Origin of the sequence: Mesorhizobium sp. LMG17149 (assembly GCF_024518695.1) — a bacterium.
In the GTDB taxonomy this organism is placed as follows: Bacteria; Pseudomonadota; Alphaproteobacteria; order Rhizobiales; family Rhizobiaceae; genus Mesorhizobium.
On sequence record NZ_JANIFL010000016.1, the window covers coordinates 14,588 to 37,751 of the forward strand.

At 63.7% G+C, this 23,164-nt stretch carries 20 protein-coding genes; 10 read left to right on the forward strand and 10 right to left on the reverse strand.

Annotated features, from left to right (window positions below; all coding sequences use genetic code 11):
• Window positions 1-84 precede the first annotated feature (84 nt).
• The 4 genes from NP945_RS29515 to NP945_RS29530 form a co-directional block, all read right to left on the reverse strand.
• Window positions 85-825 (reverse strand): GntR family transcriptional regulator, encoded by a 741-nt coding sequence (locus NP945_RS29515; protein WP_127320269.1) that lies wholly within the window; start codon window positions 823-825, stop codon window positions 85-87.
• Window positions 826-1,226: 401 nt separating this feature from the next.
• On the reverse strand, window positions 1,227-1,904 hold the full coding sequence (gene rpe, locus NP945_RS29520; RefSeq protein ID WP_256748286.1) for a ribulose-phosphate 3-epimerase: 678 nt from the start codon (window positions 1,902-1,904) through the stop codon (window positions 1,227-1,229).
• A 220-nt stretch (window positions 1,905-2,124) separates the two neighbouring features.
• On the reverse strand, window positions 2,125-5,967 hold the full coding sequence (locus NP945_RS29525) for a DUF11 domain-containing protein (RefSeq protein WP_256748287.1): 3,843 nt from the start codon (window positions 5,965-5,967) through the stop codon (window positions 2,125-2,127).
• Between the two features lie 10 nt (window positions 5,968-5,977).
• A complete protein-coding gene (locus tag NP945_RS29530; protein ID WP_256748288.1) occupies window positions 5,978-8,233 on the reverse strand; it encodes a hypothetical protein in 2,256 nt (751 codons plus the stop codon).
• Between the two features lie 213 nt (window positions 8,234-8,446).
• On the opposite strand from NP945_RS29530, the gene dnaK reads away from it, so the two are divergent.
• From dnaK to NP945_RS29575, 9 genes are all read left to right on the forward strand, one after another.
• The gene (dnaK, locus tag NP945_RS29535; RefSeq protein WP_023810872.1) at window positions 8,447-10,363 is read left to right on the forward strand and encodes a molecular chaperone DnaK; all 1,917 of its coding nucleotides are present in this window, start codon (window positions 8,447-8,449) and stop codon (window positions 10,361-10,363) included.
• 212 nt (window positions 10,364-10,575) lie between these two features.
• Window positions 10,576-11,706 (forward strand): molecular chaperone DnaJ, encoded by a 1,131-nt coding sequence (gene dnaJ / locus NP945_RS29540; RefSeq protein WP_013528587.1) that lies wholly within the window; start codon window positions 10,576-10,578, stop codon window positions 11,704-11,706.
• Window positions 11,707-11,873: 167 nt separating this feature from the next.
• Window positions 11,874-12,479, forward strand: a complete 606-nt coding sequence (gene pmtA / locus NP945_RS29545; RefSeq protein WP_023810874.1) for a phospholipid N-methyltransferase PmtA — start codon at window positions 11,874-11,876, stop codon at window positions 12,477-12,479.
• 287 nt (window positions 12,480-12,766) lie between these two features.
• Window positions 12,767-13,363 (forward strand): NADPH-dependent FMN reductase, encoded by a 597-nt coding sequence (locus NP945_RS29550; RefSeq protein ID WP_256748289.1) that lies wholly within the window; start codon window positions 12,767-12,769, stop codon window positions 13,361-13,363.
• Window positions 13,360-14,073 carry an orotidine-5'-phosphate decarboxylase gene (pyrF, locus tag NP945_RS29555; protein WP_256748290.1) on the forward strand — a complete coding sequence of 238 codons (714 nt, stop codon included), beginning with the start codon at window positions 13,360-13,362 and terminating at the stop codon, window positions 14,071-14,073. Before NP945_RS29550 ends, pyrF begins: the two co-directional genes overlap by 4 nt.
• 32 nt (window positions 14,074-14,105) lie before the next feature.
• A complete protein-coding gene (locus NP945_RS29560) occupies window positions 14,106-14,393 on the forward strand; it encodes a DUF1330 domain-containing protein (protein ID WP_023762651.1) in 288 nt (95 codons plus the stop codon).
• Between the two features lie 260 nt (window positions 14,394-14,653).
• On the forward strand, window positions 14,654-14,974 hold the full coding sequence (locus tag NP945_RS29565; protein ID WP_056592605.1) for a helix-turn-helix transcriptional regulator: 321 nt from the start codon (window positions 14,654-14,656) through the stop codon (window positions 14,972-14,974).
• Window positions 14,971-15,438 carry an SRPBCC family protein gene (locus tag NP945_RS29570; protein ID WP_128307582.1) on the forward strand — a complete coding sequence of 156 codons (468 nt, stop codon included), beginning with the start codon at window positions 14,971-14,973 and terminating at the stop codon, window positions 15,436-15,438. The genes NP945_RS29565 and NP945_RS29570 overlap by 4 nt, the downstream gene beginning before the upstream one ends.
• 41 nt (window positions 15,439-15,479) lie before the next feature.
• Window positions 15,480-15,893, forward strand: a complete 414-nt coding sequence (locus NP945_RS29575; protein ID WP_256748291.1) for a GFA family protein — start codon at window positions 15,480-15,482, stop codon at window positions 15,891-15,893.
• A gap of 40 nt (window positions 15,894-15,933) precedes the next feature.
• Here NP945_RS29575 and NP945_RS29580 read toward each other — a convergent pair whose 3' ends face one another.
• The 6 genes from NP945_RS29580 to NP945_RS29605 form a co-directional block, all read right to left on the reverse strand.
• Window positions 15,934-17,007 carry a D-alanine:D-lactate ligase-like protein gene (locus tag NP945_RS29580; protein ID WP_256748292.1) on the reverse strand — a complete coding sequence of 358 codons (1,074 nt, stop codon included), beginning with the start codon at window positions 17,005-17,007 and terminating at the stop codon, window positions 15,934-15,936.
• A 126-nt stretch (window positions 17,008-17,133) separates the two neighbouring features.
• A complete protein-coding gene (locus tag NP945_RS29585) occupies window positions 17,134-18,015 on the reverse strand; it encodes an SMP-30/gluconolactonase/LRE family protein (protein WP_127327998.1) in 882 nt (293 codons plus the stop codon).
• Complete coding sequence (locus NP945_RS29590) at window positions 18,015-18,656, reverse strand: 2-dehydro-3-deoxy-6-phosphogalactonate aldolase (protein WP_127319011.1); 642 nt, start codon at window positions 18,654-18,656, stop codon at window positions 18,015-18,017. Before NP945_RS29590 ends, NP945_RS29585 begins: the two co-directional genes overlap by 1 nt.
• Entirely contained in the window at window positions 18,653-19,606 is a 954-nt protein-coding gene (locus NP945_RS29595; protein WP_128363941.1) for a 2-dehydro-3-deoxygalactonokinase, read from the reverse strand. The genes NP945_RS29590 and NP945_RS29595 overlap by 4 nt, the downstream gene beginning before the upstream one ends.
• Window positions 19,603-20,370: an SDR family NAD(P)-dependent oxidoreductase gene (locus NP945_RS29600; protein WP_256748293.1), complete on the reverse strand. Its 768-nt coding sequence runs from the start codon at window positions 20,368-20,370 to the stop codon at window positions 19,603-19,605. Before NP945_RS29600 ends, NP945_RS29595 begins: the two co-directional genes overlap by 4 nt.
• A 267-nt stretch (window positions 20,371-20,637) precedes the next feature.
• Complete coding sequence (locus tag NP945_RS29605) at window positions 20,638-21,987, reverse strand: bifunctional diguanylate cyclase/phosphodiesterase (RefSeq protein ID WP_023814197.1); 1,350 nt, start codon at window positions 21,985-21,987, stop codon at window positions 20,638-20,640.
• Between the two features lie 230 nt (window positions 21,988-22,217).
• Here NP945_RS29605 and gshB point away from each other — a divergent pair, with 230 nt between their 5' ends.
• Window positions 22,218-23,159, forward strand: coding sequence for a glutathione synthase (gene gshB / locus NP945_RS29610; protein ID WP_127266732.1), 942 nt, complete (start codon window positions 22,218-22,220; stop codon window positions 23,157-23,159).
• Window positions 23,160-23,164 lie beyond the last annotated feature (5 nt).

The window sequence follows — 23,164 nt, forward strand, 5'->3', positions numbered from 1 at the left end:
CCTGCTGACAGCGGTTCACGCCAGCCGCGCTCGACGCGGATTGCTAGCAAGAAACGAGCGCAAGAGCCCGCCGGGAATCGGCTGTTATCGCCGAGCGCGTTTGCCGGCGAGTTCCTTCGTTTCGTCGTCCTGCTCGAAGCGCTTCATGCACATGGCGGCAGTCAACTGGTAATGGTTGAGCAGTGCCTCGACGGCACCGTCGGCATTGCCGTCCAGGGCACATTCGGCGATCAGGCGATGCTCGCCGAAATCGTCGCGCTGGACGCCCTCGCCATCATTGGCCATTTGCCGGTAGCGATAGGCGTGATCGGAGAGCTGGTCGCAAAACCCCACCAGCCATTGCGACCGGCAGGCCGAAATCAACACCCTGTGGAAGATACGATGCAGCCTCTCCCAATCGGGATTGAGCGAAAAGAGATCCTGCGGAGACAGGCGTGACGCGCGTCCCAGGCGATGCAGCGCCAGCACGAGCTGTTCTTCCCATTCGGCGGTGCGGTGGGCGATGGATTCGCGAAGCGCCCGCTCCTCGAGCCAGCAGCGGGTGCGCGTCAGCTCCTCGAGTTCCGACGCACTGACCGGCATGATGAAGAAGCCGCGCTGATCGTGCCGGCCGAGAAGTCCTTCCGAGGCGAGGCGATTGAGAGCTTCGCGGACAGGCGAGGCGCCGGCTCCATATTTGGAGACCACCCATTCGACCCGCAGCTTGCTCTCGGCCTCAAGAACACCACCGAGAAGATCGTCCCGCAATTGCTGATAGACCGTACTGGCAAGCGTACTCTTCGGTCCCGCAGCGTCGTCGTTCAGATTGGCAGCTCCGTATGTCATAGCGACTCCTTGTCCCCAAGACTTGTCCTGGGCGATTCGAGTCCGAAAGCATTCGCCTTCTCGTACTTGTACCATACAGTGCGGGCATTCGCCTGCTCAAGCACAAGATCACGTTATTGTACTTTAGCACGAAGGAATATGCGGCATCTGGAGCTCAATGCTGTAATTCCGCGCATTTTCACAACCTGCGGGAACTTAACATGTTTTGTATGCACGCAGGAGAATCTGTTCTTTCTGTTCTTTTGTATGCGCGCCGGATCAACTGTCTGCTGTGAGGACCCTTGAGGCCGAATCAGGCAGCCGCTCCAGATCCGATACCGTTGCGCATCAGACCATCACAAGCCTCGGCCGGTACCAGAACCTTAGCCGGCATGCCGGGCTGAACGCGGGAAAAGCGCTGGTTAGCCGGCTGCGTGGTCGGCTGCCGTCCTGATCGCCTGGATGTTCTGACGGTAAGCCTCGACGCTGCCGCCTTTGAAGATGGCGGCGCCCGCCACCAGCACGTCGGCGCCGGCAGCGGTGACCAGCGGCGCGGTTTCGGCTGAAACACCGCCGTCGATCTCGATGCGGATCGGCCGGCCGCCGATGAGGGCCTTGACCCGCTTCACCTTGTCGACGATCGCCGGGATGAAGGCCTGGCCGCCGAAGCCCGGATTGACGGTCATGATCAGGATCAGGTCGAGCCGGTCGAGCACATATTCGACCACGCTTTCCGGCGTCGCCGGATTGAGCGACACACCGGCCTTCTTGCCGAGATTCCTGATGGTCTGCAGCGAGCGGTCAAGATGCGGGCCGGCTTCGGCATGGACGGTCAAACCGTCGCAGCCGGCCTCGGCGAAAGCGGCCAGATAGGAGTCGGCCGGGGCAATCATCAGATGGCAGTCGAAGAAGGCCTTGGTGCGGTTGCGGATCGCCTTGATCACCGGCGGGCCAAAGGTGATGTTGGGCACGAAATGCCCATCCATCACATCGAGATGGATCCAGTCGGCGCCGGCCGCCGCCACCGCTTCGACCTCATCGCCGAGTTTGGAAAAATCCGACGCCAACACCGACGGTGCAATCAGGGTCTTTCTGCTCATGGATGCGGCCTTTCCGAGTGCCCTTCTCGTTCGGCCACTCTATCGACTGCCTAATGCGCTCCAGCCGACTTGTCGAGGGCACGGGCGCGGCGGCTGCACGGGCGGAGGTGGCGTTGCGGCGTCCGCGATCCTGTCGCAGCCAATTTCCGCTTGCCTCGGAGCCATAAGAAAACCCGCCGGATTGCTCCGGCGGGTTTCTGGTCTGGCGTCGAGCAGATCGTTATTGCTGCTGGAGCTTCAGGATTCTGTCTGGAACCGGATCCTGCTGCTGTTCGACCTGCGGCCTGCGCCGTGGCAGTACCTGCTGCAGCAGCAGGCCGGGGTTGAGCTCCAGCGACGGTTGCCCGCGGAGCGGCCGGCAGTTCGGATAGCGTCCGATCGTACCTTCCGGGCAGCGCCGCCTGATGATCGGCTGGCACTGGCCGTTGATCATCTGCGAGCCCGGTGCGCATTCCACCTCTTGCCTGGGCTTGCGGCATGCGCCGTTGATCACCTGCGTCCCACGCGGACAGACACACTCGCCACGCTTGTTGTGGACCTGGCCGCGTATGTCGCATTGCTCCTGCGTCGGCTGCTTGCGCCGGCAGACATTGCCCCGCACCTCGGTACCCCTCGGGCAGACACAATTGCCCTTTGCGTCATGGACCTGGCCACGGATCGTGCATTGCTCAGGCTTCGGCCGAATCGGGCGGCAGGCTCCGTTTCTGACCTCGGTACCCCTTGGGCAGACACAATCGCCGTCGGCGTCGTGAACCTGACCACGGATCGTGCACTGCTCGGGCTTTGGCCGCATCGGACGGCAGGCGCCATTGCGCACCTCGGTCCCTCTCGGGCAGACACAATCGCCATCGGCATCGTGGACCTGGCCACGGATGGTGCACTGCTCAGGCTTTGGCTGGATCGGGCGGCAGGCATTGCCCCGGATCTCGGTTCCCCTGGGGCAGACACAATCGCCATCCGCATTGTGGACCTGGCCACGGATAGTGCACTGCTCGGGCTTGTCGGTCCTGACACATCTGCCGTTCTCAAGCCCGGTTCCGCGTGGGCAGACGCAACGTCCGTCCTCGGTGCGGATCTGGCCTTCGAGCAGCACACAGCGCTTCGGCTGTTCCGGCTTCGGCACGATACCGCCGCCCGGCGAGCACTGGCCGTTGCGGTAGGTGGTGCCTTCCGGGCAGACGCAGCGGCCGGCATCGTTCATGACGAAGCCTTGCGAGCATTCCTTCTTCGTCTCCTGGCTGATGGTGAAGGGATGGCAGGCATAGGCCTTGCCGCGATCGCCCTGCACATTGGCCTGATCGCCGCCAAGCACGTCGCCACCGCCTTGCACCCGTGTGTCGGGAGAGAGCACGCCGACGCAGTTCTGGCCGCTGACATTGCCCTGCAGATTGGCCAGACGACCGTCGTCGGGAATGACCACGGTGACATGATGCACCCGGCTTTCGCCGGCGCCGAGCGACAAATTGGCAATGCAGGACGCAGGCAAGGTTGCCGGTTCCGGCGAGCAGCCGAAGGGCGGATCGATCGACGTGATCTCAACGCCTTCCAGCCTGCCGAGACCCTCCACGCCGATCGCATCGCCAATGCGGACCGGCCCGGAGAAGGCGGTCGCTCCGTCATTGGTGACGGTGATCTCGAACGAGCAGGGTTGGCCGAGCCTGCATTCGCGGTCGCCGGTCTTTTCGACACGGATGGTCGAGGCGCCGCCGCCCTTGGCGCAGGCCTGGCCAAAGGGATAGACGACGTCGTCGCCCGGTGCCGGCCCATAGGAGCCCCGCGCGCAGTTTTCGAACGCGCCATTGGCCGAAACCGTCACGTCGAAGTGGCGACTGGTTCCAGGTGTCATGACGGCACCGGGAATCTGGCACGACAGCGCGTTGGCCGGAACCGGTCCGCACGCCCATTCCGCGCCGTCAGGGGTGACGGTCTGGATCTGGACAGGCGCGCCGCCGGCCACCAGCGTGGCGGCATCGTTGACCCGCACCGGACCGGTGGGGGCAGCGGTGCCAAGGCTGATGACGGTGATGCGGCAAGAGATCAGCGCGGCACCGGCGAGCGAGCCGTTGCAGACCTTGGTGATGCGCAGGGTCGGCTTGCCGCCATTGGGATGGCGGAAGCGTTCCTTGGCGCAGGCCTTGTTGTTGGTGAGGTCGTTTTCGCCGGGGATGGGCTTCACCGTCGCGCAATTCTCGACAATGTCCGACTGATAGCCGGCCGGCATGACCGCCTTGACGACGATCGGCGTCGAGCCGCCCGGAGGCAGCGAGATCCCCGCATGGCCGCAGCGGAACAGGCCGGGACCTGTCGGTACGCAGGTCCATGGCGGGCTTGGGCCGAAGGTCGAGGAGGCCGGCGCGCCGGCCGGGTAGCTGTCGATCACCGTCAGCGGCCCGTTATAAGTCGATGTGCCGTTGTTGATGATGTCGATCACGAAGTGGCAGATGCCGTCGGCCGTGCAGACCGGGACGCGGGCACGCTTCTTCAGGATCAGGTCGACCTTCTTCTCGACCGGCGGCCGGCAGTCGCGGTCACGATCGCCACGCCGGCAGATCGGGATCGAGGCGCAGCCGCGATCGTTCGACTGGCTGCCGAACAGCGGCTTGCCGCTGGCGCCGTAATTATAGGTGGCGCAGTTACGCAAGACGCTGCCTTGCCAGCCTCCGGCCGGCTTGAAGCCGAGCTTGAGGTTGACGGAGGCCCCCGGATTGAGCGTGGTTACTGGGTAGGTGCAAATCATCGGGGTGACGCCGGGTACGCAGACCCAGGGCGGATTGGGTCCTGAATCGAGCGTCGATCCGGCCGGCAGCGTCACCTCGTCGAGCACGATCTTGCCGTGGTAGGCACCGGTGCCGACATTGGTGACCCTGATGGTGAAGTCGCAGCCGCCACCCATCGTGCAACGCGTCACGTCGGCGCGTTTCTCGACCTTGAGGTCCGGCTCCTTGTCCTTGGGCGGGCACCTCTGGTCACGCGGGATGACGATGTCGATCGTCTGCGTGCAGCAAAGGCCCCAGCCTTCCTTCGGACCGGCATAGGTTTCGATGCCGGTGACGATGAGGTGGATGACGTCGCCGGGCGATGCGCCGACGATCTTCCAGTTGAGCACACCGCCGCCCGCCGGCACCAACTGGGTGTCGGGGATGATGGTGACGCCTGATGTGGTCGTCGACACCTGCACCCACTTGCCGCCCATCTCCGGGCCGACCGGCATGTGGTAGATGAAGGCGCCGCCGCCGGGCACGCAGTCCACCGTGCCGCGTTCCACCTTGAAGCATTCCCGGTCGGGAGGCGGTGGCCGCTTATCACAGTTGGTGAGGTCGATCTTGATCGAGGTCTTGGCCCCGGTCTTGTAGTCGCCATCGTCGGGCTTGCCCGGATCCTGCGACCGGATGATGGTCCCGGGGCCGGCTCCGTTGCTGACCTTGATCACACCCTGGTTGTCGATCACGGTCGGCGAAGGAAACGCCGCATGGTCGATCTTGGCCGTGATCTGGAAGTTGATGACGCGTTCATTGGCGGCACCGGCGCCGTCGAGATCAGCGGCGGAGAGCCGGAAATCGGACACCGTTGCCGTGTCGTTCGGACCGGCCGAGGTGCTGATCGAAACGCCGGGCAATGGTCCGCCCGAAGCGTCCGTGCCGTCGCCCGACACATTCGCGCTGACGATCGAAAGGCCGTGTGGAAGCTGGTCCTTGAACTCGATCTTGAGCGTTTTCAGCAAGGCTGTCAGGTCGGCGAAGGCTTGCGCATCGCGCAGGCCAAAGCTCAGGGAGTAGACGACATAGTCGCAGCTCCGCTGGGTGCCTTTCTTGGTGAAGAAGGGCACCGCCCGCTCCGGCCTCGGATTGACGATCTTCGAATTGTCGAGATCGAGCCTCAGTTCCGGGGTGATCGGGGCGGCGTCTTCCGCGTGGCTTGCCACAGGGGTGAACATGGCGACCGCGATACCGGCCGCCATCAGCCAGCGCGCGCCGCGCCTGGCGTATGACAGGGGTTTCATGATCGTCTCCATGACTGTGGATTGCGAGCTCGTCGTGAGCGGGGAGAGTGCGAGATTTTTCATCTTCCCCTCCTCAACGTTCGCAGCTGACGGCTGGGGTTCGGAGCGGCAAGATCATCTTGCAGCAAGGGTAGTAGCCACCCTTGTCCTTGTCGGACTTCCTGTAGATGCAAAGTCCAACATCCACTCTGTCGCCCGGATAGTGGCCGGTGATGTCGACCGTGTAAGGCTTGCCGGGCGCATGCGACTGGGATGATGTCACCCCGACGCCTGGCGTCCTGGACTTTGTCTCATTGGAAGGTTGGGCCTTGATCGAATCGCCGCCGAAGCCGGCGCGGTCATGGAGATAGAGATCGGCCTGGAGGCCGCGAGGCGTACAGTAATACCTGATATCCTCGACATCGATGCACGGAGGCAGGTTGCCGGGTGGTGGGAAATCCGGCGGGTAGAAGGGGGGCAGGTAGCCGCCCGGGATTTCCTCGTAATAGCCGGCGCGGCCCTCGCAAGGATGCCAGACGGCAACGTCGCCGACATGGCCCTCGACCTCCGGATCTTCAAAATAACCGTCGAAGTCGACGAACCAGGAGCCGAAGAGCGGCACGTTGGCCGGCTTGACCAGCTCTTTCGGCGTGATCTGGACGCCATGCACGGCCAGCGGCCCGCCGGCGGCGAGCTGTTCGGCGAGTGAAGGATTGTCGCGCAGCTTGTCGCCAGTGTTGACCAGCGTCTGCGTGCAGACCGATGTGTCGAGATTGCCGTCGGAATCATAACCATATTGCAGGTCGAGACCGCCGGCGGCCTGCCGGTTGCCCTGCGGGAAACCGACCGCATATCCCTGCGGCACTTCGACCCAGACCGATTCCGTCTCCGGATCGTCCGGGTTCTCTCGGAAGTAGCGGATGACCTCGCCTTTGCCGGAATCGGCGAATTGGCTGTAATCGTAGCGGTTCTCGACTGGGCCGCGCTGGGCCAGGTACATGAAGCCGCTATTGTCGAAGGCGATGTCGGTGACGGCGTAGTCCTTGTCGGCCTTGACCGTCAGTTCCCAGCGCGGGTCGCCGACAAAACTGCCGTCGCGGGCGATGCCCACCGACCAGATTTCCGACTTTTCGCCGACCGAGTAGTAGAGCCGGCCGCCATGGTAGGAGACGCCCCAGACGCGGCGCTCGTCCTGCGTGTAGCCCCAGCTGTCGGGGTCTTCGCTGTCGAAGGTCGCTCCCTTTATGTCCATCACCGAACCGTCGTCGGCGACTGGAGCAAGCCCATGCGCGGGACGGCCGGCAACGCCGTGATCGAAGCTGTCGATCAGCCTGCCTTCGGCATCGATGCGATGGATCAGGCCGGTATCGAGATCGGACGCGAAGAACTCGCGGTGAGTGGCGTCGAAAGTGAGATTGCCGATGCCGGGACCGCTGTTGGTGTCGATGTCGGCGAATTTGGAGACCTGGCCGGTGATGCCGTCGATCTTCCAGACGGTGCCCGGCCCGCCGCCGTTTTCGGTGCCGAACTGGCCATCCATGAAGATGGCGCCGGCAGCGCCGCGGCGCTGCCGCTCGGGGCGGCCGTCATCGTCGGCGTCCGGGGTGACGATACGGATGCCGTGCAGCGAGGTGGCGCCGGCATAGAGATTGGGAATGCCCGTCGGAACGCCGTCGCGCACGCCGTCATCGTAGGTGACGCCGAACACCTGGCCGACCTGCTCCGCCGTCACCTCGAAGGGCGGTGGCGTGTTGACGAGCTGGCCGGTGGCTGGTCCGCCCAGTTGCGAGACGTCGAAGACGCGCAAGGTGGCGCGCGTGGTGTCGATGAAGGTTTCGTCGACCGGATCGACGCCGGGCGGCAGGCCCTCTTTTTCGGAATCAGGGGGGTCGAAATTGGGAATGATGGTGCCGGAAAATCCGGTCACCGCCATCGAACCGGGATAGATGATCCGGGTTTCCTGCGCCTGCGCGGAGCCCAGCCACAGGCCGAGTGCCAGCAACCCGCCTGGATGCACAGCGCGGCGCAAGCCGCCAGCAAGAGACGACACGAACGAGCCGCGGATGCGAGACATGACACTACCCCCCGTAGTCGACGGGAGAACGTCGGGTCTGGCCGCGCAAATCAGGGCAAGGCGCGGCGGTCCGGCTCGTTCTTCCCTGATCGAATTGTCTGCTTTCCTCAAGATGACGATACGCCTGCTCTTACGCAGGGTCAACGGAATCAACAGAAAGCCCAGCGCATCGACCTCGTCCCGAAGGCGGTGGTCGCGCCGAGCTCCTGTTGTTCCCGGAGACCTGGGAGTCTCTGGGTTATTGGTCATGGGGGCTTCCTTTCCGGGCCGCACCATGCGGCACCTGGAGATCAGTCGCAGGCGGAGGTGGAAAGGTTCATGGAAGCCTTGCGCAGAATGCTTGCGCGCGATGCCGCCTGTTCTTATATACGCGCCAAGCCGTTCGGCGCCGGAATGCCGGTTGCCGGAACGGGATTTCTTGTGAACAGGGGCTTTCGTCGGAACGCCTGTACGGGTCCTGATAGCCTGCTTAGCGGAGAGACTAGAAAAATGGCAAAAGTAATCGGTATCGATCTCGGCACCACCAACTCGTGTATCGCCATCATGGATGGCAAGGAGCCCAAGGTGATCGAGAATGCGGAAGGCGCGCGCACGACGCCTTCCATCGTCGCCATTTCGGGCGACGACGAACGTCTGGTCGGCCAGCCGGCCAAGCGCCAGGCGGTCACCAATCCTGAAAACACCATCTTCGCGGTCAAGCGCCTGATCGGCCGCCGCTATGACGATCCGGTGACGGAGAAGGACAAGAAGCTTGTCCCCTACAAGATCGTCAAGGGCGACAATGGCGATGCCTGGGTCGAAGCCGGCGGCAGGAAGCAGTCGCCCTCGCAGATCTCGGCCATGATCCTGCAGAAGATGAAGGAGACGGCGGAAGCCTATCTCGGCGAGAAGGTCGAGAAGGCGGTCATCACCGTTCCAGCCTATTTCAACGACGCCCAGCGCCAGGCGACCAAGGACGCCGGCAAGATCGCCGGCCTTGAAGTGCTGCGCATCATCAACGAGCCGACCGCGGCAGCGCTTGCCTATGGCCTCGACAAGAAGGAAGGCAAGACCATTGCCGTCTATGACCTTGGCGGCGGCACGTTCGACATTTCGGTGCTCGAAATCGGCGACGGCGTGTTCGAGGTCAAGTCGACCAATGGCGACACTTTCCTCGGCGGCGAGGATTTCGACATGCGCCTGGTCGAATACCTGGCGGCCGAGTTCAAGAAGGAACAGGGCATCGACCTGAAGAACGACAAGCTTGCCCTGCAGCGCCTCAAGGAGGCGGCTGAAAAGGCCAAGATCGAGCTGTCGTCGACCACCCAGACCGAAATCAACCTGCCCTTCATCACCGCCGACGCGACCGGGCCGAAGCACCTGACGCTGAAGCTGACGCGCGCCAAGTTCGAGCAGCTGGTCGACGATCTGGTCCAGCGCACGATTGCCCCTTGCAAGGCTGCATTGAAGGATGCCGGCCTGAAGGCCGGCGAGATCGACGAAGTCGTCTTGGTCGGCGGCATGACCCGCATGCCCAAGATCCAGGAGATCGTGAAGCAGTTCTTCGGCAAGGAGCCGCACAAGGGCGTCAATCCGGATGAAGTCGTCGCTCTCGGCGCCGCCATCCAGGCCGGCGTGCTGCAGGGCGACGTCAAGGACGTGCTGTTGCTCGACGTGACGCCGCTGTCGCTCGGCATCGAGACGCTGGGTGGCGTGTTCACCCGCCTGATCGAACGCAACACGACGATCCCGACCAAGAAGAGCCAGGTGTTCTCGACGGCCGAGGACTCACAGTCGGCCGTGACCATCCGGGTTTTCCAGGGTGAGCGCGAAATGGCCGCCGACAACAAGGCGCTCGGCCAGTTCGACCTGGTCGGCATTCCGCCGGCGCCGCGCGGCGTGCCGCAGATCGAGGTCACCTTCGACATCGACGCCAACGGCATCGTCAACGTTTCGGCCAAGGACAAGGGCACCGGCAAGGAACACCAGATCCGCATCCAGGCATCGGGCGGTCTTTCGGACGCCGACATCGAGAAGATGGTCAAGGACGCCGAGGCCAACGCCGAGACCGACAAGAAGCGGCGTGCGCTGGTCGAGGCCCGCAACCAGGCCGAAGCGCTGCTGCATTCCTCGGAGAAGTCGCTGAAGGAATATGGCGACAAGGTTTCGGAAGGCGAGCGCACGGCGATCTCCGACGCGATCGCGGCGCTGAAGACCGCGACCGAAGGCGACGACCCGGCCGACATCGAAGCCAAGAGCCAGGCGCTTGCCGAGGCTTCGATGAAGCTTGGCCAGGCCATGTACGAGGCTTCGCAGAAGGAAGCGGCCGAAGCCGACGCCAAGGCGGATGCCGCCAAGGACAGTGACGTTGTCGACGCCGATTTCGAGGAAATCGACGAGGATGACGACAAGAAGAAGTCGGCCTGAACCGTTTGACGGCAAGATAAAGCGAAAAGCCCGGCGAAGGCCGGGCTTTTTTGCAACCCCTTGCAGAAAAACAGCGGGCCTTGCTGAAAAAATGCAGGCAAAGCCGCGTCGACACTGGCATCCCCCTTCCATCGCACCTAAATCGAAGCGTCAGTGCCGGCAAGAGACGCAACAATGCTTCAAGACGTTGAGCATCCGGACAGCGGGAAAAAATGAAAGCTGATTTCTACGAGACGCTGGGCGTCCAAAAAGGCGCCGACGAGAAGGAGCTCAAGAGCGCTTTCCGCAAGCTCGCCATGCAGTTCCATCCCGACCGCAACCCCGGCGATCATTCCTGCGAGCACAAGTTCAAGGAAATCAACGAAGCCTACGAGACGCTGAAAGACCCGCAGAAGCGCGCGGCCTACGACCGCTTTGGCCACGCCGCCTTCGAACAGGGCGGCATGAATGGCGGCGCGCAAGGTTTTGGCGCCGGCGGTTTCGCCGATATCTTCGAGGACATTTTCGGCGACATGATGGGCGGGCGCCAGCGCCGTTCGTCGGGCGGCCGCGAACGCGGCGCCGACCTGCGCTACAACATGGAAATCACCCTGGAAGAGGCTTTTGCCGGCAAGACCGCGCAGATCCGGGTGCCGGCGTCGATCTCCTGCTCTGAATGTTCGGGCAGCGGCGCCAAGCCCGGCACCCAGCCCGTCACCTGCTCGATGTGCAACGGCCACGGCAAGGTGCGCGCCACGCAAGGTTTCTTCTCGATCGAACGGACCTGCCCGCAATGCCAGGGCCGCGGCCAGACGATCAAGGATCCGTGCCCGAAATGCGCCGGCCAGGGCCGCGTCACCGAGGAGCGTTCGCTGTCGGTCAACATCCCGGCCGGCATCGAGGACGGCACCCGCATCCGCCTTGCCAATGAGGGCGAAGCCGGCCTGCGCGGCGGGCCATCGGGCGACCTCTATATTTTCCTGGCGGTCAAACCGCACGAGTTCTTCCAACGCGACGGCGCCGACCTGTATTGCAAGGTGCCGATCTCGATGACGACGGCAGCCCTTGGCGGCTCCTTCGAGGTGACGACGCTGGACGGCACGCAGACAAAGGTCAAGGTGACCGAGGGCACGCAGAACGGGCGCCAGTTCCGTCTCAAGGGCAAGGGCATGCCTGTGCTGCGTCAGCCCAATGTCGGCGACCTCTACATCCAGACCGCGGTCGAGACGCCGCAGAACCTGACCCGCCGCCAGCGTGAGCTGCTGGAGGAGTTCGAACAGCTCTCCTCGCAGGACAATTCGCCCCAATCGAGCGGCTTTTTTGCCCGCATGAAGGATTTTTTCGAGTCCTTTGGCGAACGTTGATGCACTTTGGCCAGCCTAAGCCGATTTGCAACGCGTAAATCCTTGAATCGCGTCACCCCTTGAGACGCGACGAAAATTATCTTATCCACGACATGCGTCCGGCCGCGCCTTGCCTAGCACCGCTCAGGTGCTAAGTAACTTTGCGGGGAGCGCTGAGGAGAGCTTGCATGACACGTGGCCCTGGACTGCGGAAGGCGCTTGTCGAAAAGTTCGACGACGAACTCAAATTCTTCAAGGGCTGGATCGACAAGCCGAAGGCGGTTGGTTCGATCGTGCCCACCAGTTCGGTCACCGCGCGCAAAATGGCCTCGATCGTCAATCCTAAATCCGGCCTGCCGGTGCTTGAGGTCGGCCCCGGTACCGGCGTCATCACCCGCGCCATCCTCGCCCAGGGCGTGCGGCCCGAAAACCTCTACGCGGTCGAGTATTCCGCGGATTTCGTCCGTCATCTGCGGCGGCTCTATCCCGGCGTCAACGTCATCGAGGGCGATGCCTTCAATCTCAACGCCACGCTTGGCGACAAGAGCGGGATGATCTTCGATTCCGTCGTTTCCGGCGTGCCGCTGCTCAACTTCCCAGTCGCCCAGCGCATTGCCTATATCGAGAGCCTGCTCGACCGCATCCCGGCCGGACGGCCGATCGTGCAGCTGACCTACGGCCCGATGTCGCCGATCCCGGCCGGCCGTGGCAATTATACGGTCAAGCATTTCGATTTCATCCTCCGCAACATCCCGCCGACGCAGCTGTGGATCTACCGGCGCGAGGCGCATTAGTTTCTCGGAGCGGAACCGCTCGGCGACTCGCGCAAACTCTATGACTTCGTCATCCACGGGCGGAGCAAGGAGCGCAGCGACGCAGCGCAGACCCGAGGATCCATGCCGCGACTTCCGAGTGCACGCCACGGCGCAGAGTTCTGTTCCGCCGCACTCTACGATCAAGGTCACGGAATGGATCCCAGGGTCTCCACGACGGAGCTTCGCTCCTGCTTCGCCAGGGATGACGAAGTTGGCGTTGATTTGCTCGGTCCTTGGCTGTACCTGTCCGGGAACAAGGGTGGCCAATGGCAGTGATCCCGAAAATCCTCGTCTTCGCCGGCTCGGTGCGCAGCGGCGCCTATAGCGGCAGGACGGCCGACGTGGCGCAGAAGGAACTTGCCATGCAAGGCGCCGAGGTGACCCGCATCTCGCTTGCCGACTATCCCTTGCCGATCCTGGACGAGGATCTGGAAAAGGAAAAGGGTGTTCCCGAAAACGCCCAGAAACTCGGCCGTCTGGTGATCGCCCATGACGGGCTGCTGATCGCCACGCCCGAATATAACGGCTCCATTCCGCCGCTGCTCAAGAACACGATCGACTGGGTGAGCCGGGTGCGCAGGGATGGCGGGCGGCCGGTGAGGCCACTTGCCGGCAAGGTCGTTGGCCTCTGTTCGTCCTCCAGCGGGCACTTTGCCGGCATCCGCTGCATCAACCATCTGCGCGCCGTGTTGGTACGTTGCCAGATGGAGGTGGTGACGCCGGAATGCTCGGTGCCCGAGGGTGGCAGCGCCTTCGACGAGGACGGCAATTTCCGTCACGAAAGACTGTACAAATCGATGGAGCATCTATGCCGCACGCTGATCGAAACCTCGCGCATGCTGTCCACCCGGATAGAGACATGATTGCCAGCACCTTGCAGGCCCAATCCATGCAGGAAAGGCTGATCGTCGGCCTCGACGTGCCGACAGTGAGAGAAGCCGAGCAGGCGGTGCGCGAACTCGACGGCGTCGTCTCCTTCTACAAGATCGGCTACCAGCTTGCCTTCGCCGGCGGGCTCGATTTCGCCAGGGAACTGACCAGCGGCGGCACCAAGGTCTTCCTCGACATGAAGCTGCTCGACATCGACCACACGGTGGCCAAGGGCGTCGAGAACATCGTCAAGATGGGCATGACCATGCTGACCATCCACGCCTATCCGAAGGCTATGCAGGCCGCCGTAGAGGCGGCCAGAGGCAGCGACCTTTGCCTGCTTGCCGTCAGCGTGCTGACCTCGATGGACGAGCAGGACATGATCGATGTCGGTTACGAGTACGACCCGCATACGCTGGTGCTCAGGCGCTCGGAACAGGCGCTGCATGCCGGCATGGGCGGCATCGTCTGCTCGGCCGCGGAGGCCGAGGCGGTGCGCCGCATCGTCGGACCCGACATGGCGGTGGTGACACCCGGCATCCGGCCGGCGGGCAGCGACCATGGCGACCAGAAGCGCGTCGTGACGCCGGGCCAGGCGATCCGCAACGGCGCCAGCCACCTCGTCGTCGGCCGGCCGATCATTGCTGCGGACAACAAACGGGAAGCGGCCGAAGCCATCCTCGACGAGATGCGCTCGGCCTGAGATTTCCAAGAACAAGTTCGGAGACCAAGAAAATGCCCAAGGGATACTGGATCGCCCGTGTCGATGTGCGCGACGCGGAAGGCTACAAGGACTATGTCGCCGCCGCCAAGCCTGCCTTCGAGCGCTTCGGTGCGAAGTTCCTGGCGCGCGGCGGCGAGCATGAAAAGGCCGAAGGGCCCGGCCGGGCACGCAACGTCATCATAGAGTTCGAATCGCTTGCCGCCGCGCATGATTGCTACCATTCGCCGGAATACCAGCGCGCCGTCGCCATCCGTCAGAAGGTCGCCGACGGCGAAATCGTTCTGGTCGAGGGCGCCTGAGGTCCTTGCAAGCATAGTTCCGAAGAAAGTCATTCCGGTTTCACCGGAGATCATGCTCAAAATCGGGATAAAGCCTGGCGGCGTTTGAAGCCCCGCAGGCCCATTTTACATCTCTTTGCTCCGGCGATTTCACGGTCATCTGCCTGGCGCAGTTGCCGGGTGCGGAGCCGTGCCGACGAGCGGTCATTCAACGCGGGTCGGATTGCCGGTTGACATGCAGGTATTTACCTGCATATTGTGCCTACAACAAGGTGAGGCAGATGGACGCCGACAAGGTTTTCAAAGCGCTGGGCGACCCGACACGCAGAAGGCTGCTTGACCTTCTGTGCGAACAGAACGGGCAGACGCTCGGTCAGCTTTGCGAAAACCTGGACATGGCCAGGCAATCCGCCACCCAGCACCTCGACCTGCTGGAGGCGGCCAATCTGGTGAGCACAGTCAAGCGCGGCCGCGAAAAGCTGCATTTCATCAATCCCGTGCCGCTGCACGAAGTCTACGAGCGCTGGGTACGGAAATTCGAACGACAGCGGCTCAGCCTGCTGCACGACCTGAAGCAAGAACTCGAAGGAGAAGACCAATGACCACCAAAGAGACCACGAGCTTTGTCTACGTGACCTATATCCGCTCTACGCCGCAGAAGGTGTTCGAGGCCATAATCAAGCCCGATGTCGCAAAGCGCTACTGGGGCCACGAGAACGTCTCGGAATGGACGCCGGGCTCGAAATGGGAGCACATCCGCGCCAATGACGAACGGACCGTCGAACTCGTCGGCAAGGTCGTCGAGATTTCGCCGCCGACCCGGCTCGTCATCACCTGGGCGAACGCTTCGCAGGCCGACGATCCGTCGAAAACCAGCCAGGTGACGTTCGCCATCGAGGAATACGACACCATGGTGCGGCTGACCGTCAGCCATGACGAACTCGAGGCCGGCAGCGGCATGGCGAAGGGCGTCAGCCAGGGCTGGCCGGCGGTGCTGTCGAGCCTGAAATCCTTCCTCGAAACCGGCAGCGGCATCGACATTTTCGCCAAGCCGAAATCGGCCTGATGTTGCGACCTCAAGCAGAATCAGGCCCGTGGAGAATGACAATGACCAAGCGTTATACCGGCGGCTGCGCATGCGGCGCGATCCGCTACGAAACCAATGACGAGCCGATCTTCCAGAACCACTGCCAGTGCAGCGATTGCCAGAAGCGCTCAGGCACCGGCCACGGATCCTACCTGACCTTCGGCCAGCGCGCCGATATGGTCATCACCGGGGAGGTGAGCACCTGGCGCGTGGCGGGCGCCAGCGGCAACGAAAAAATCCACACCTTCTGTCCAACCTGCGGAACGCCGGTCTTTCTGATACCCGTCGCCATGCCCGAGCTGATAGTGGTCCACGCGGCCAGCCTCGACGATCCGGAACAGTTCAGCCCGCAGATGGTGACCTACACGAGCCACGGCCATGCCTGGGACAAGATGGATCCGTCCTTGCAGGCGGTCGAGCGAATGCCGCAGTGAAACGCGTCCGCCCGTCGGCCCGCGATCTGCCCTCGCGCCTTCAGGCGCGATGCTCTTGGCCGATCAGCCGGCTCGCCGCTGTCTCGGCCATGGCGTCGGCCAGCTCGAGGCCCCATTGCTGGCGGCAATAGGCGCGAAAATCGAAGCAGGGCAGGCCAGGGCAGACCTCGAACTCGATGAGATGGACGGTATCGTCGGCCTCGACCCTGAGATCGATGGAAAACACGTCGCGCAGGCCGAGCCCGCTCATCAGCCGCCCGGCGATCGCACGTATCGTGGCGTCGGCGGCCGGCTGGCTGTCGGCAACCGCGACGAGTTCCGGTTCGGCGTAGTGTCCCGCCGCTTTCGCTGCCTCGCCAGTGTCGCCGTAGAGCGCCAGGCTGTCGGCCATAGTCTGGAAATCGGCGCCTGAATCGACAAAGGCCACGCCAAGCGCTTCGACCCCGGCGCCAGGCCCCAGGCCGAGGAAACTGGCGCGCACATTGCGGCCGGCGACATAGGGCTGGACGACGACATCGTCGCGATAGGCCGAAAAGACGCGCCGGCTAAGCTCCAGCGCATGGCCGAGGTCGGCCACACGCGAGTCCGGCCAGATACCGATCTTGGCGCCGAGCCGGTTGGGCTTGACGAACCAGCCGGCGGGCGAGGCCGGCGGCTCGACCAGCCATTGGCCGTCCCGCGCGAGCCCGGCCTGCGGCACCGGCAGGCCGAGTGCGCCGAGCACAGCTCCGGAGCGGAACTTGTCCTGACAGAGCGCGAACAGCGCATCATCTGCGCCAACCGTCTTGAAACCGCCCAATCGCGCCAGAGCGGGCGCCGCGCCGCCGCGGAAATAGGCGATGCCGTCGGTCAGCGTCCAGACCAGCGTCGTGCTGGGGTGCTCCTCGGCGAGCACCGTTGCGGCGTCGTCCAGCGCCACTGGCGCAAACGACAGGCCGCGTGCCTGGCAGGCGCGGTCAAGCGCCTCGAATTCAGGAGCGAGATCGGTAGACTGCGCCAGATAGGACGCGATTTCGCCGGCACGCTGCGGCGCATGACCGTCGGCGACCAGACGGTCGAAACAAGCCTTCTCCGGCTCATGGACGAGGATCAGTCTTGGCTTGCGGCTCGACATGAGATGAACGATTCCGGCAGTAGGATTGCCTACCATCGCATGGTCGAGGCGTCAGGCTCTCGCGAAACCGACACGGCGCGGGCGGTTGCGTGACAACGCACCGTCCGACCGCAGAATCCAGTTCGCTCAGGCGATCAGCACGCGCGGCTCGAAGCGGCCGTTGACGGGAATATCAAGCAGAAAGGTCATGCCGCCCTGCAGATCCAGCAGACGCTGCTTCTCGTCCTTGCCCGACCAGGCGGAGGTGACCGCCAGCCGGTCAGCCTTGGCGCCGACAAAGGCCGGGCAGGATGGCTGCGTCACCGGCATGGCGACCGTGCGGACGAGCTTGCCGTCGGGTCCATAGGCTTCGATGACGCTGCCGCCCCAGACGGCGTTCCACAGGATGCCGTCGCGGTCGAGCACGGATCCGTCGATATAGCCCTTGGCCGAGCGGTGATCGACGAACAGCTTCGGCTCACCTGCAGGCAGGCCGGTCGCCGGGTCGCAGGCGACGCGCATCAAAAGCCCGGTCGAGGTGTCGGTGTAGTAAGCGATCGCGCCATCCTCGGTAAAACAGATCGAATTGGAGACGGTAATGTCCGAAAACAGGCGGCGCAGTTCGCCCTTGAAAAACCAGTAGATCGAACCCGCGCCTTTTTCCTCACCCTTGCCCATGGTGCCCATCCACAAGGCGCCGCAGGGATGGACCCGGGAATCGTTGGAGCGCGTGACCGGATTGTCGGCCTCGACAGGCGTGTGCAGCGTCAATTTGCCGGTCGCGACATCGCGGACATAAAGGCCGGTTTCGGCGGCGATAAGCTGGCGCTTGTCGTCGATGATTGCGATGGCGCTCGCCATTTGGCCGAGCTCATGGACGGTGGCCGCGCCGCCGGACAGCTGCTTTTGCAGAAGCTGACCGTTGACGATGTCGAACCAGTAGAGCGTATCGGTGGCGGGATCGTAGCTCGGCCCCTCGCCGAGTTGGCAGACGTGATCGGAAAAAACCGAAACGATGGCTTCGCTCATCATGCGTCTCCGCCGAATGCTGCATCCCAGGCTGTCACCGCCGCCTCGGCCCGCGCGGCCACCTCGTCGACGCTCATGCCAGGCTTGAACAGGCTGGAGCCCAGACCAAAGGCGGTCACGCCGGCCGCCTTGTAGCCGGCAAAATCTTTTTCGGAGACGCCGCCGACGGCGCCGACCAATGTCTGCGCCGGCAACACCGCGCGCATCGCGGAAATGCCGCCTGCACCCAGCACGCTCGCCGGGAAGAATTTAAGCGCCGAGGCGCCGAGCTTGATCGCCTGGAAGGCTTCGGTCGGCGTGAACACGCCGGGCATCGTCACCATGCCGTAGTGCATGGCGCGCGCCATCACCTCGGCATCGATGTTGGGACTGACCAGCAGCCGCCCTCCGGCCTGGTGCAAGCCATCGACATCGGCCGGCGTCAGCACCGTGCCGGCACCGACCAGCGCCGTTTTCGGCAGCACTTGGACGATGCGGGCGATCGACGAGAACGGTTGCGGTGAGTTCAGCGGCACTTCGATCGCCTCGATGCCGGCGTCGAACAGTGCCTGGCCCATGGCCATCGCCTCGGTGGGCTTGAGCCCGCGAAGGATGGCAACCAGGCCGCGCTTGAGTTTTGGAAACGGTGCGGTCTGGCTCATCGAGCTGCTCCAATTCTTGCGATCATGCCGTTCTCGCGCGCCGCCTCGACGAGACCTGCACGCACCGCCTCGTCGGCGTCGACGGCCCGGACCTCAAGTCCGGCAAGGCCGAGTGCCTGGCTGTACAGCGTTCCCAGCGCACCGGAGGCGACCAGCACCACGGGTTCCGCACCGGCGCCGTGCCGACGGCTGGCGGAGGCGATCTCGCCGCCGATCAGAAGGCCGGACAGGCAGGCTGCGGCATCGTCGGCTTTCAGATCCTGCAGCAGGCCGGCGGCGCGGATGGAAAACAGCCGCGAGGTGACATCGCCGCCATCGCTCAATGCGGTTTCGCACCAGCGGCGGAAGAACGGATTGTCCGATGTGACGGGCTTTGGATGTTCGCCGAGCGAATGGCGCAGGATCGAATGCGCGGCAAGCACCGAAAACAGCTCGCCGGTCGGCCAGGTGCCGAAGCCGGTGACAGTACCGTCCTCGACCAGCACCCATTTCGAATGGGTGCCGGGCATACAGACCAGCTGGCGTCCCTTGGCCGGCAAGCCAGCGCCGGCAAGCTGGGTTTCCTCGCCGCGCATGACGTCGGGCGCGTCAGTCAGTCGCTGGGCAAGGCCCGGAACGATGCGGATGTCGCGGCTCTGGCCGGGCACGCTGGCGGCACCCGCAAGGATGGCGCTAAGCGGCGCCGGCACGGTGACATAGGGTGCTTCCAGCCAGCCCTGGCGGGATCCGGCCATGCCGCAGATGATGACGGGCAGCGCCGCTGGTGCTCCCATCGCCGCCAGATGCCCTTCGAGGATGGTCGAAAAGCCCTTCTGCTGCGCCGTGATCAGGCCATCGTCGCCACGGCGTTCGGCAAGCACCTTGCCTTGCCCGTCTATCAGCCAGACCCGCATGCGGGTCGTGCCCCAGTCGACGGCGGCGACCGCCGGTGCGTTGCCGGCTGGGTTCACAGGAAACCTCCATCGACGATCAGCATCTGCGCTGTCAGCATGCGCGAGGCGTCCGAGGCCAGGAACAGCACGGTGCCGACAATGTCGTCGGGCTGCATCACCTGTTTGATGCACTGCTTGGCAACATGGGCGGCAAGCCCCTGTTCGGTCACCCAGAGCTCCTTCTGCCGCTCGGTGATCACCCAGCCGGGCGCAATGGCGTTGACGCGGATGCCGTCCATACCGAGCTTGCCGGCCAGCCCCTTGGTCAGACCGAGGATACCGGCCTTGGCGGCCGTGTAGGACGGCATGTCGGGGTGGTTGATGAGATAGGATGTCGAGGTGAAGTTGATGATTGAGCCGCCGCCGGCCCGCTTCATGCCCGGCGCCACCGCTTGCGCGGTGAAGAAATGCGGCCGCAGATTGATCGCCTGATTGTTGTCCCAGAACTCGACCGTCACGTCCTCGACTGCGTGGCGTTCATCCCAGGCGGCATTGTTGACCAGCACGGTGACATCGCCATGCGCCTCGGCGGCCTTCGCGGCGGACGCACGCAGAGCCTCGACGTCGCGTAGGTCGGTCTTGAGATAAAGCGGCCGCTTGCCGAACGCTTTCTCGATGCGGTCGGCAAGAGCCGTGCTCGGGCCGTCGGCGATGTCGATGAAGGCGACATTGGCGCCTTGACGCACAAAGCCCTCGGTCAGGGCAGCACCAATTCCGGAACCGCCGCCGGTGATCAGCACCGAGGCTCCTTCGAGGTCGGCAAAATGCGCCGATGGCATCATCGTTGTTGTCTCCCAGCGCATGACCCCGAAAATCGCATCGATTTTCGGAAAGGGAACATGCGCAAATGTTAAATGCTACAGCGTCCTTTGCGCGTCTTGAAAGACGTGCGGCGCTGTAGCGTGACCGGCGCGCATCCTAGCCACGCAAGGCGCGCGGGCAAGGGCGAACCGCCAAATTTCAGGGCTTATGTCAGACAAAACGACAATGCGCCGCACCGGGTGCGCACAGCGGCATCGTCGGGATTACGGACTACGGGGAATCGCCGGTCAGATCGCCTTGGCGCGCAGGGCGCCGCGGAAGGAATCGCGGAGATAGCCGAGCGTGGCGTCGGCATCGACGGGCTTGCCGAACAGATAGCCTTGCCCGCCGGCACAGCCGAACTGGACCAGGCGGTCGGCCTGCGCTTCCTGCTCAATGCCTTCGGCGACGACGTCCATGCCGAGCCCCTCGCACATTGCGAGAATGGCGCGGATGATGTGCTCCGAGGGACGGTCGTCGAGAATGGAGGAGACGAAGGCGCGATCGATCTTGAGCTTGTCGAAATGGAATTCGCGCAGACGGCCGAGCGAGGACTGGCCGGTGCCGAAATCGTCGAGCGAGACGCGGATGCCGACGCGGCGCAGATCCTCGACGATCTGCGCGGCAGAGGCCGGGTCGTTCATCAGGCCGGTCTCGGTGATCTCGATCTCCAGCCGGCGCGGATCGAAGCCGGTGCGATCGAGGATCGCCAGTATGTGCAGGCCGGTGTTCTGGTCGACGAGCTGCGATGGCGACAGGTTGAAGGACAGGAACAGGTCCTTCGGCCAGCTTCTGGCCGCTTCGGTCGCCTTGCGCAGCACCAGCTGCGACAACGGGCCGATGATGCCGCGCTCCTCGGCGATGGGAATGAAGACGGTCGGCGGCACCGAGCCGAGGTCGCGATCTGTCCAGCGCGCCAGCGTCTCGAAGCCGATGGTGCGGCGCGTGTTGAGGTCGACGATGGGCTGGAAATGCGGCTCCACCTCGCCGGCCGAGACAGCCCGGCGCAGCGCCTGTTCGATGCGGGTGACGCGCTTGGCCGCCTCTTCCATCTCACGGGTGTAGACGACGACGCGGCCACGGCCGGAACGCTTGGCGTGATAGAGCGCCGTCTCGGCCTTATTGATGAGGATTTCCGTGGTCTCGTCGCCCGAATAGAACAGCGAGCAGCCGACCGAGGCCGAAAGCCTGGCGGTGCGTTCGCCGACATCATAGGGCGCCGACAGGATCTCGATCAGCATGCGCGACTTTTCGGCCGCTGCATCCTCGCTGAACACCAGGGGATAGAGAAAGGCGAATTCGTCGGCACCGATGCGGCAGACCGTGGAATGGCCGTCCATCGAGGCGCGCAGCCGCATCGCCACCTGGATCAGGATGTCGTCGCCGGCCTTGTGGCCGAACAGATCGTTGATCGGCTTGAAGCCGTCGAGGTCGAGAATGCCGACGGTAAAGGGCGCGGGATCGTCGGCACGGTCGGCGATCAGGCGATCGACCTTGTCGAAGAAGCGGCGATGGTTGCCAAGCCCGGTCAACGGATCTGTGAATGCCAGATCCGTGCTCTCCCTGTTTGCCTGACCGGTGCCAAACGAAGTTTGCATCGGTGTCCCTGTTTTGTGACGTCGGAATTTATTTTCAGACTGGCAGCAAACCCTTTAGGAAACGTATCGCGAAATCGATTTTCCAGGGGCAACCGCGACTGTTTCGAAGGATCGATGAAAGCAGCGCATTCGGGTGTCGGATGCCAATCCCAGGAATGTCGCGATTGGCAGACGGGCAGTGAGCCTGTACAGGCAAGACAGTCGTCCATCCGAGCCGCCGGAGACCCGCCATGAAGCTGAAAATCGCCGTCCAGATGGACCACATCTCCACCGTGTCGATCGCCGGCGACACCTCGTTCGCGCTGTCGCTGGAAGCGCAGCGGCGCGGCCATGAGCTGTTCCACTACACGCCGGATCGGCTCTCGTTGCGCGACGGCAAGGTGTTTGCCCGCATCGAGGAAATGCAGGTGCGCGACGAGAAGGGCAGCCACTATTCGCTGGGCGAGAAGGTGCGTACCGACCTGTCGGAGATGGATGTGGTCCTGCTGCGCCAGGATCCGCCCTTCGACATGAACTACATCACCACCACGCACATTTTGGAGCGCATCCATCCGAAAACGCTCGTGGTCAACGACCCGGCCTGGGTGCGCAACAGCCCGGAAAAGATCTTCGTCACCGAATTTGCCGACCTGATGCCGGACACGCTGATCACCAAGGATCCGCTCGAAGTTGCCGCCTTCCGCAAGGAGTTCGGCGACATCATCGTCAAGCCGCTCTACGGCAATGGCGGCGCCGGCATCTTCCATCTGCTGGAGGCCGACCGCAACCTTGCCTCGCTGCTGGAAATGTTCGGCCAGATGTTCCGCGAACCCTACATCGTACAGCGCTACCTCAAGGACGTGCGCAAGGGCGACAAGCGCATCATCCTGATCGACGGCGAGCCAGTCGGCGCCATCAACCGGGTGCCGGCCGAACACGATTCCCGCTCCAACATGCATGTCGGCGGCCGCGCCGAAAAGACCGAACTGACGGAGCGCGAGCGCGAAATCTGCGCCCGCATCGGCCCATCGCTGAAGGAGCGCGGCTTCATCCTGGTCGGCATCGACGTCATCGGCGACTATATGACCGAGATCAACGTGACCTCGCCGACCGGCGTGCGCGAAGTCAAACGCTTCGGCGGCGCCGACATTGCAAGCCTGTTCTGGGACGCGGTCGAGGGAAAGCGCGGGTAAGTCGT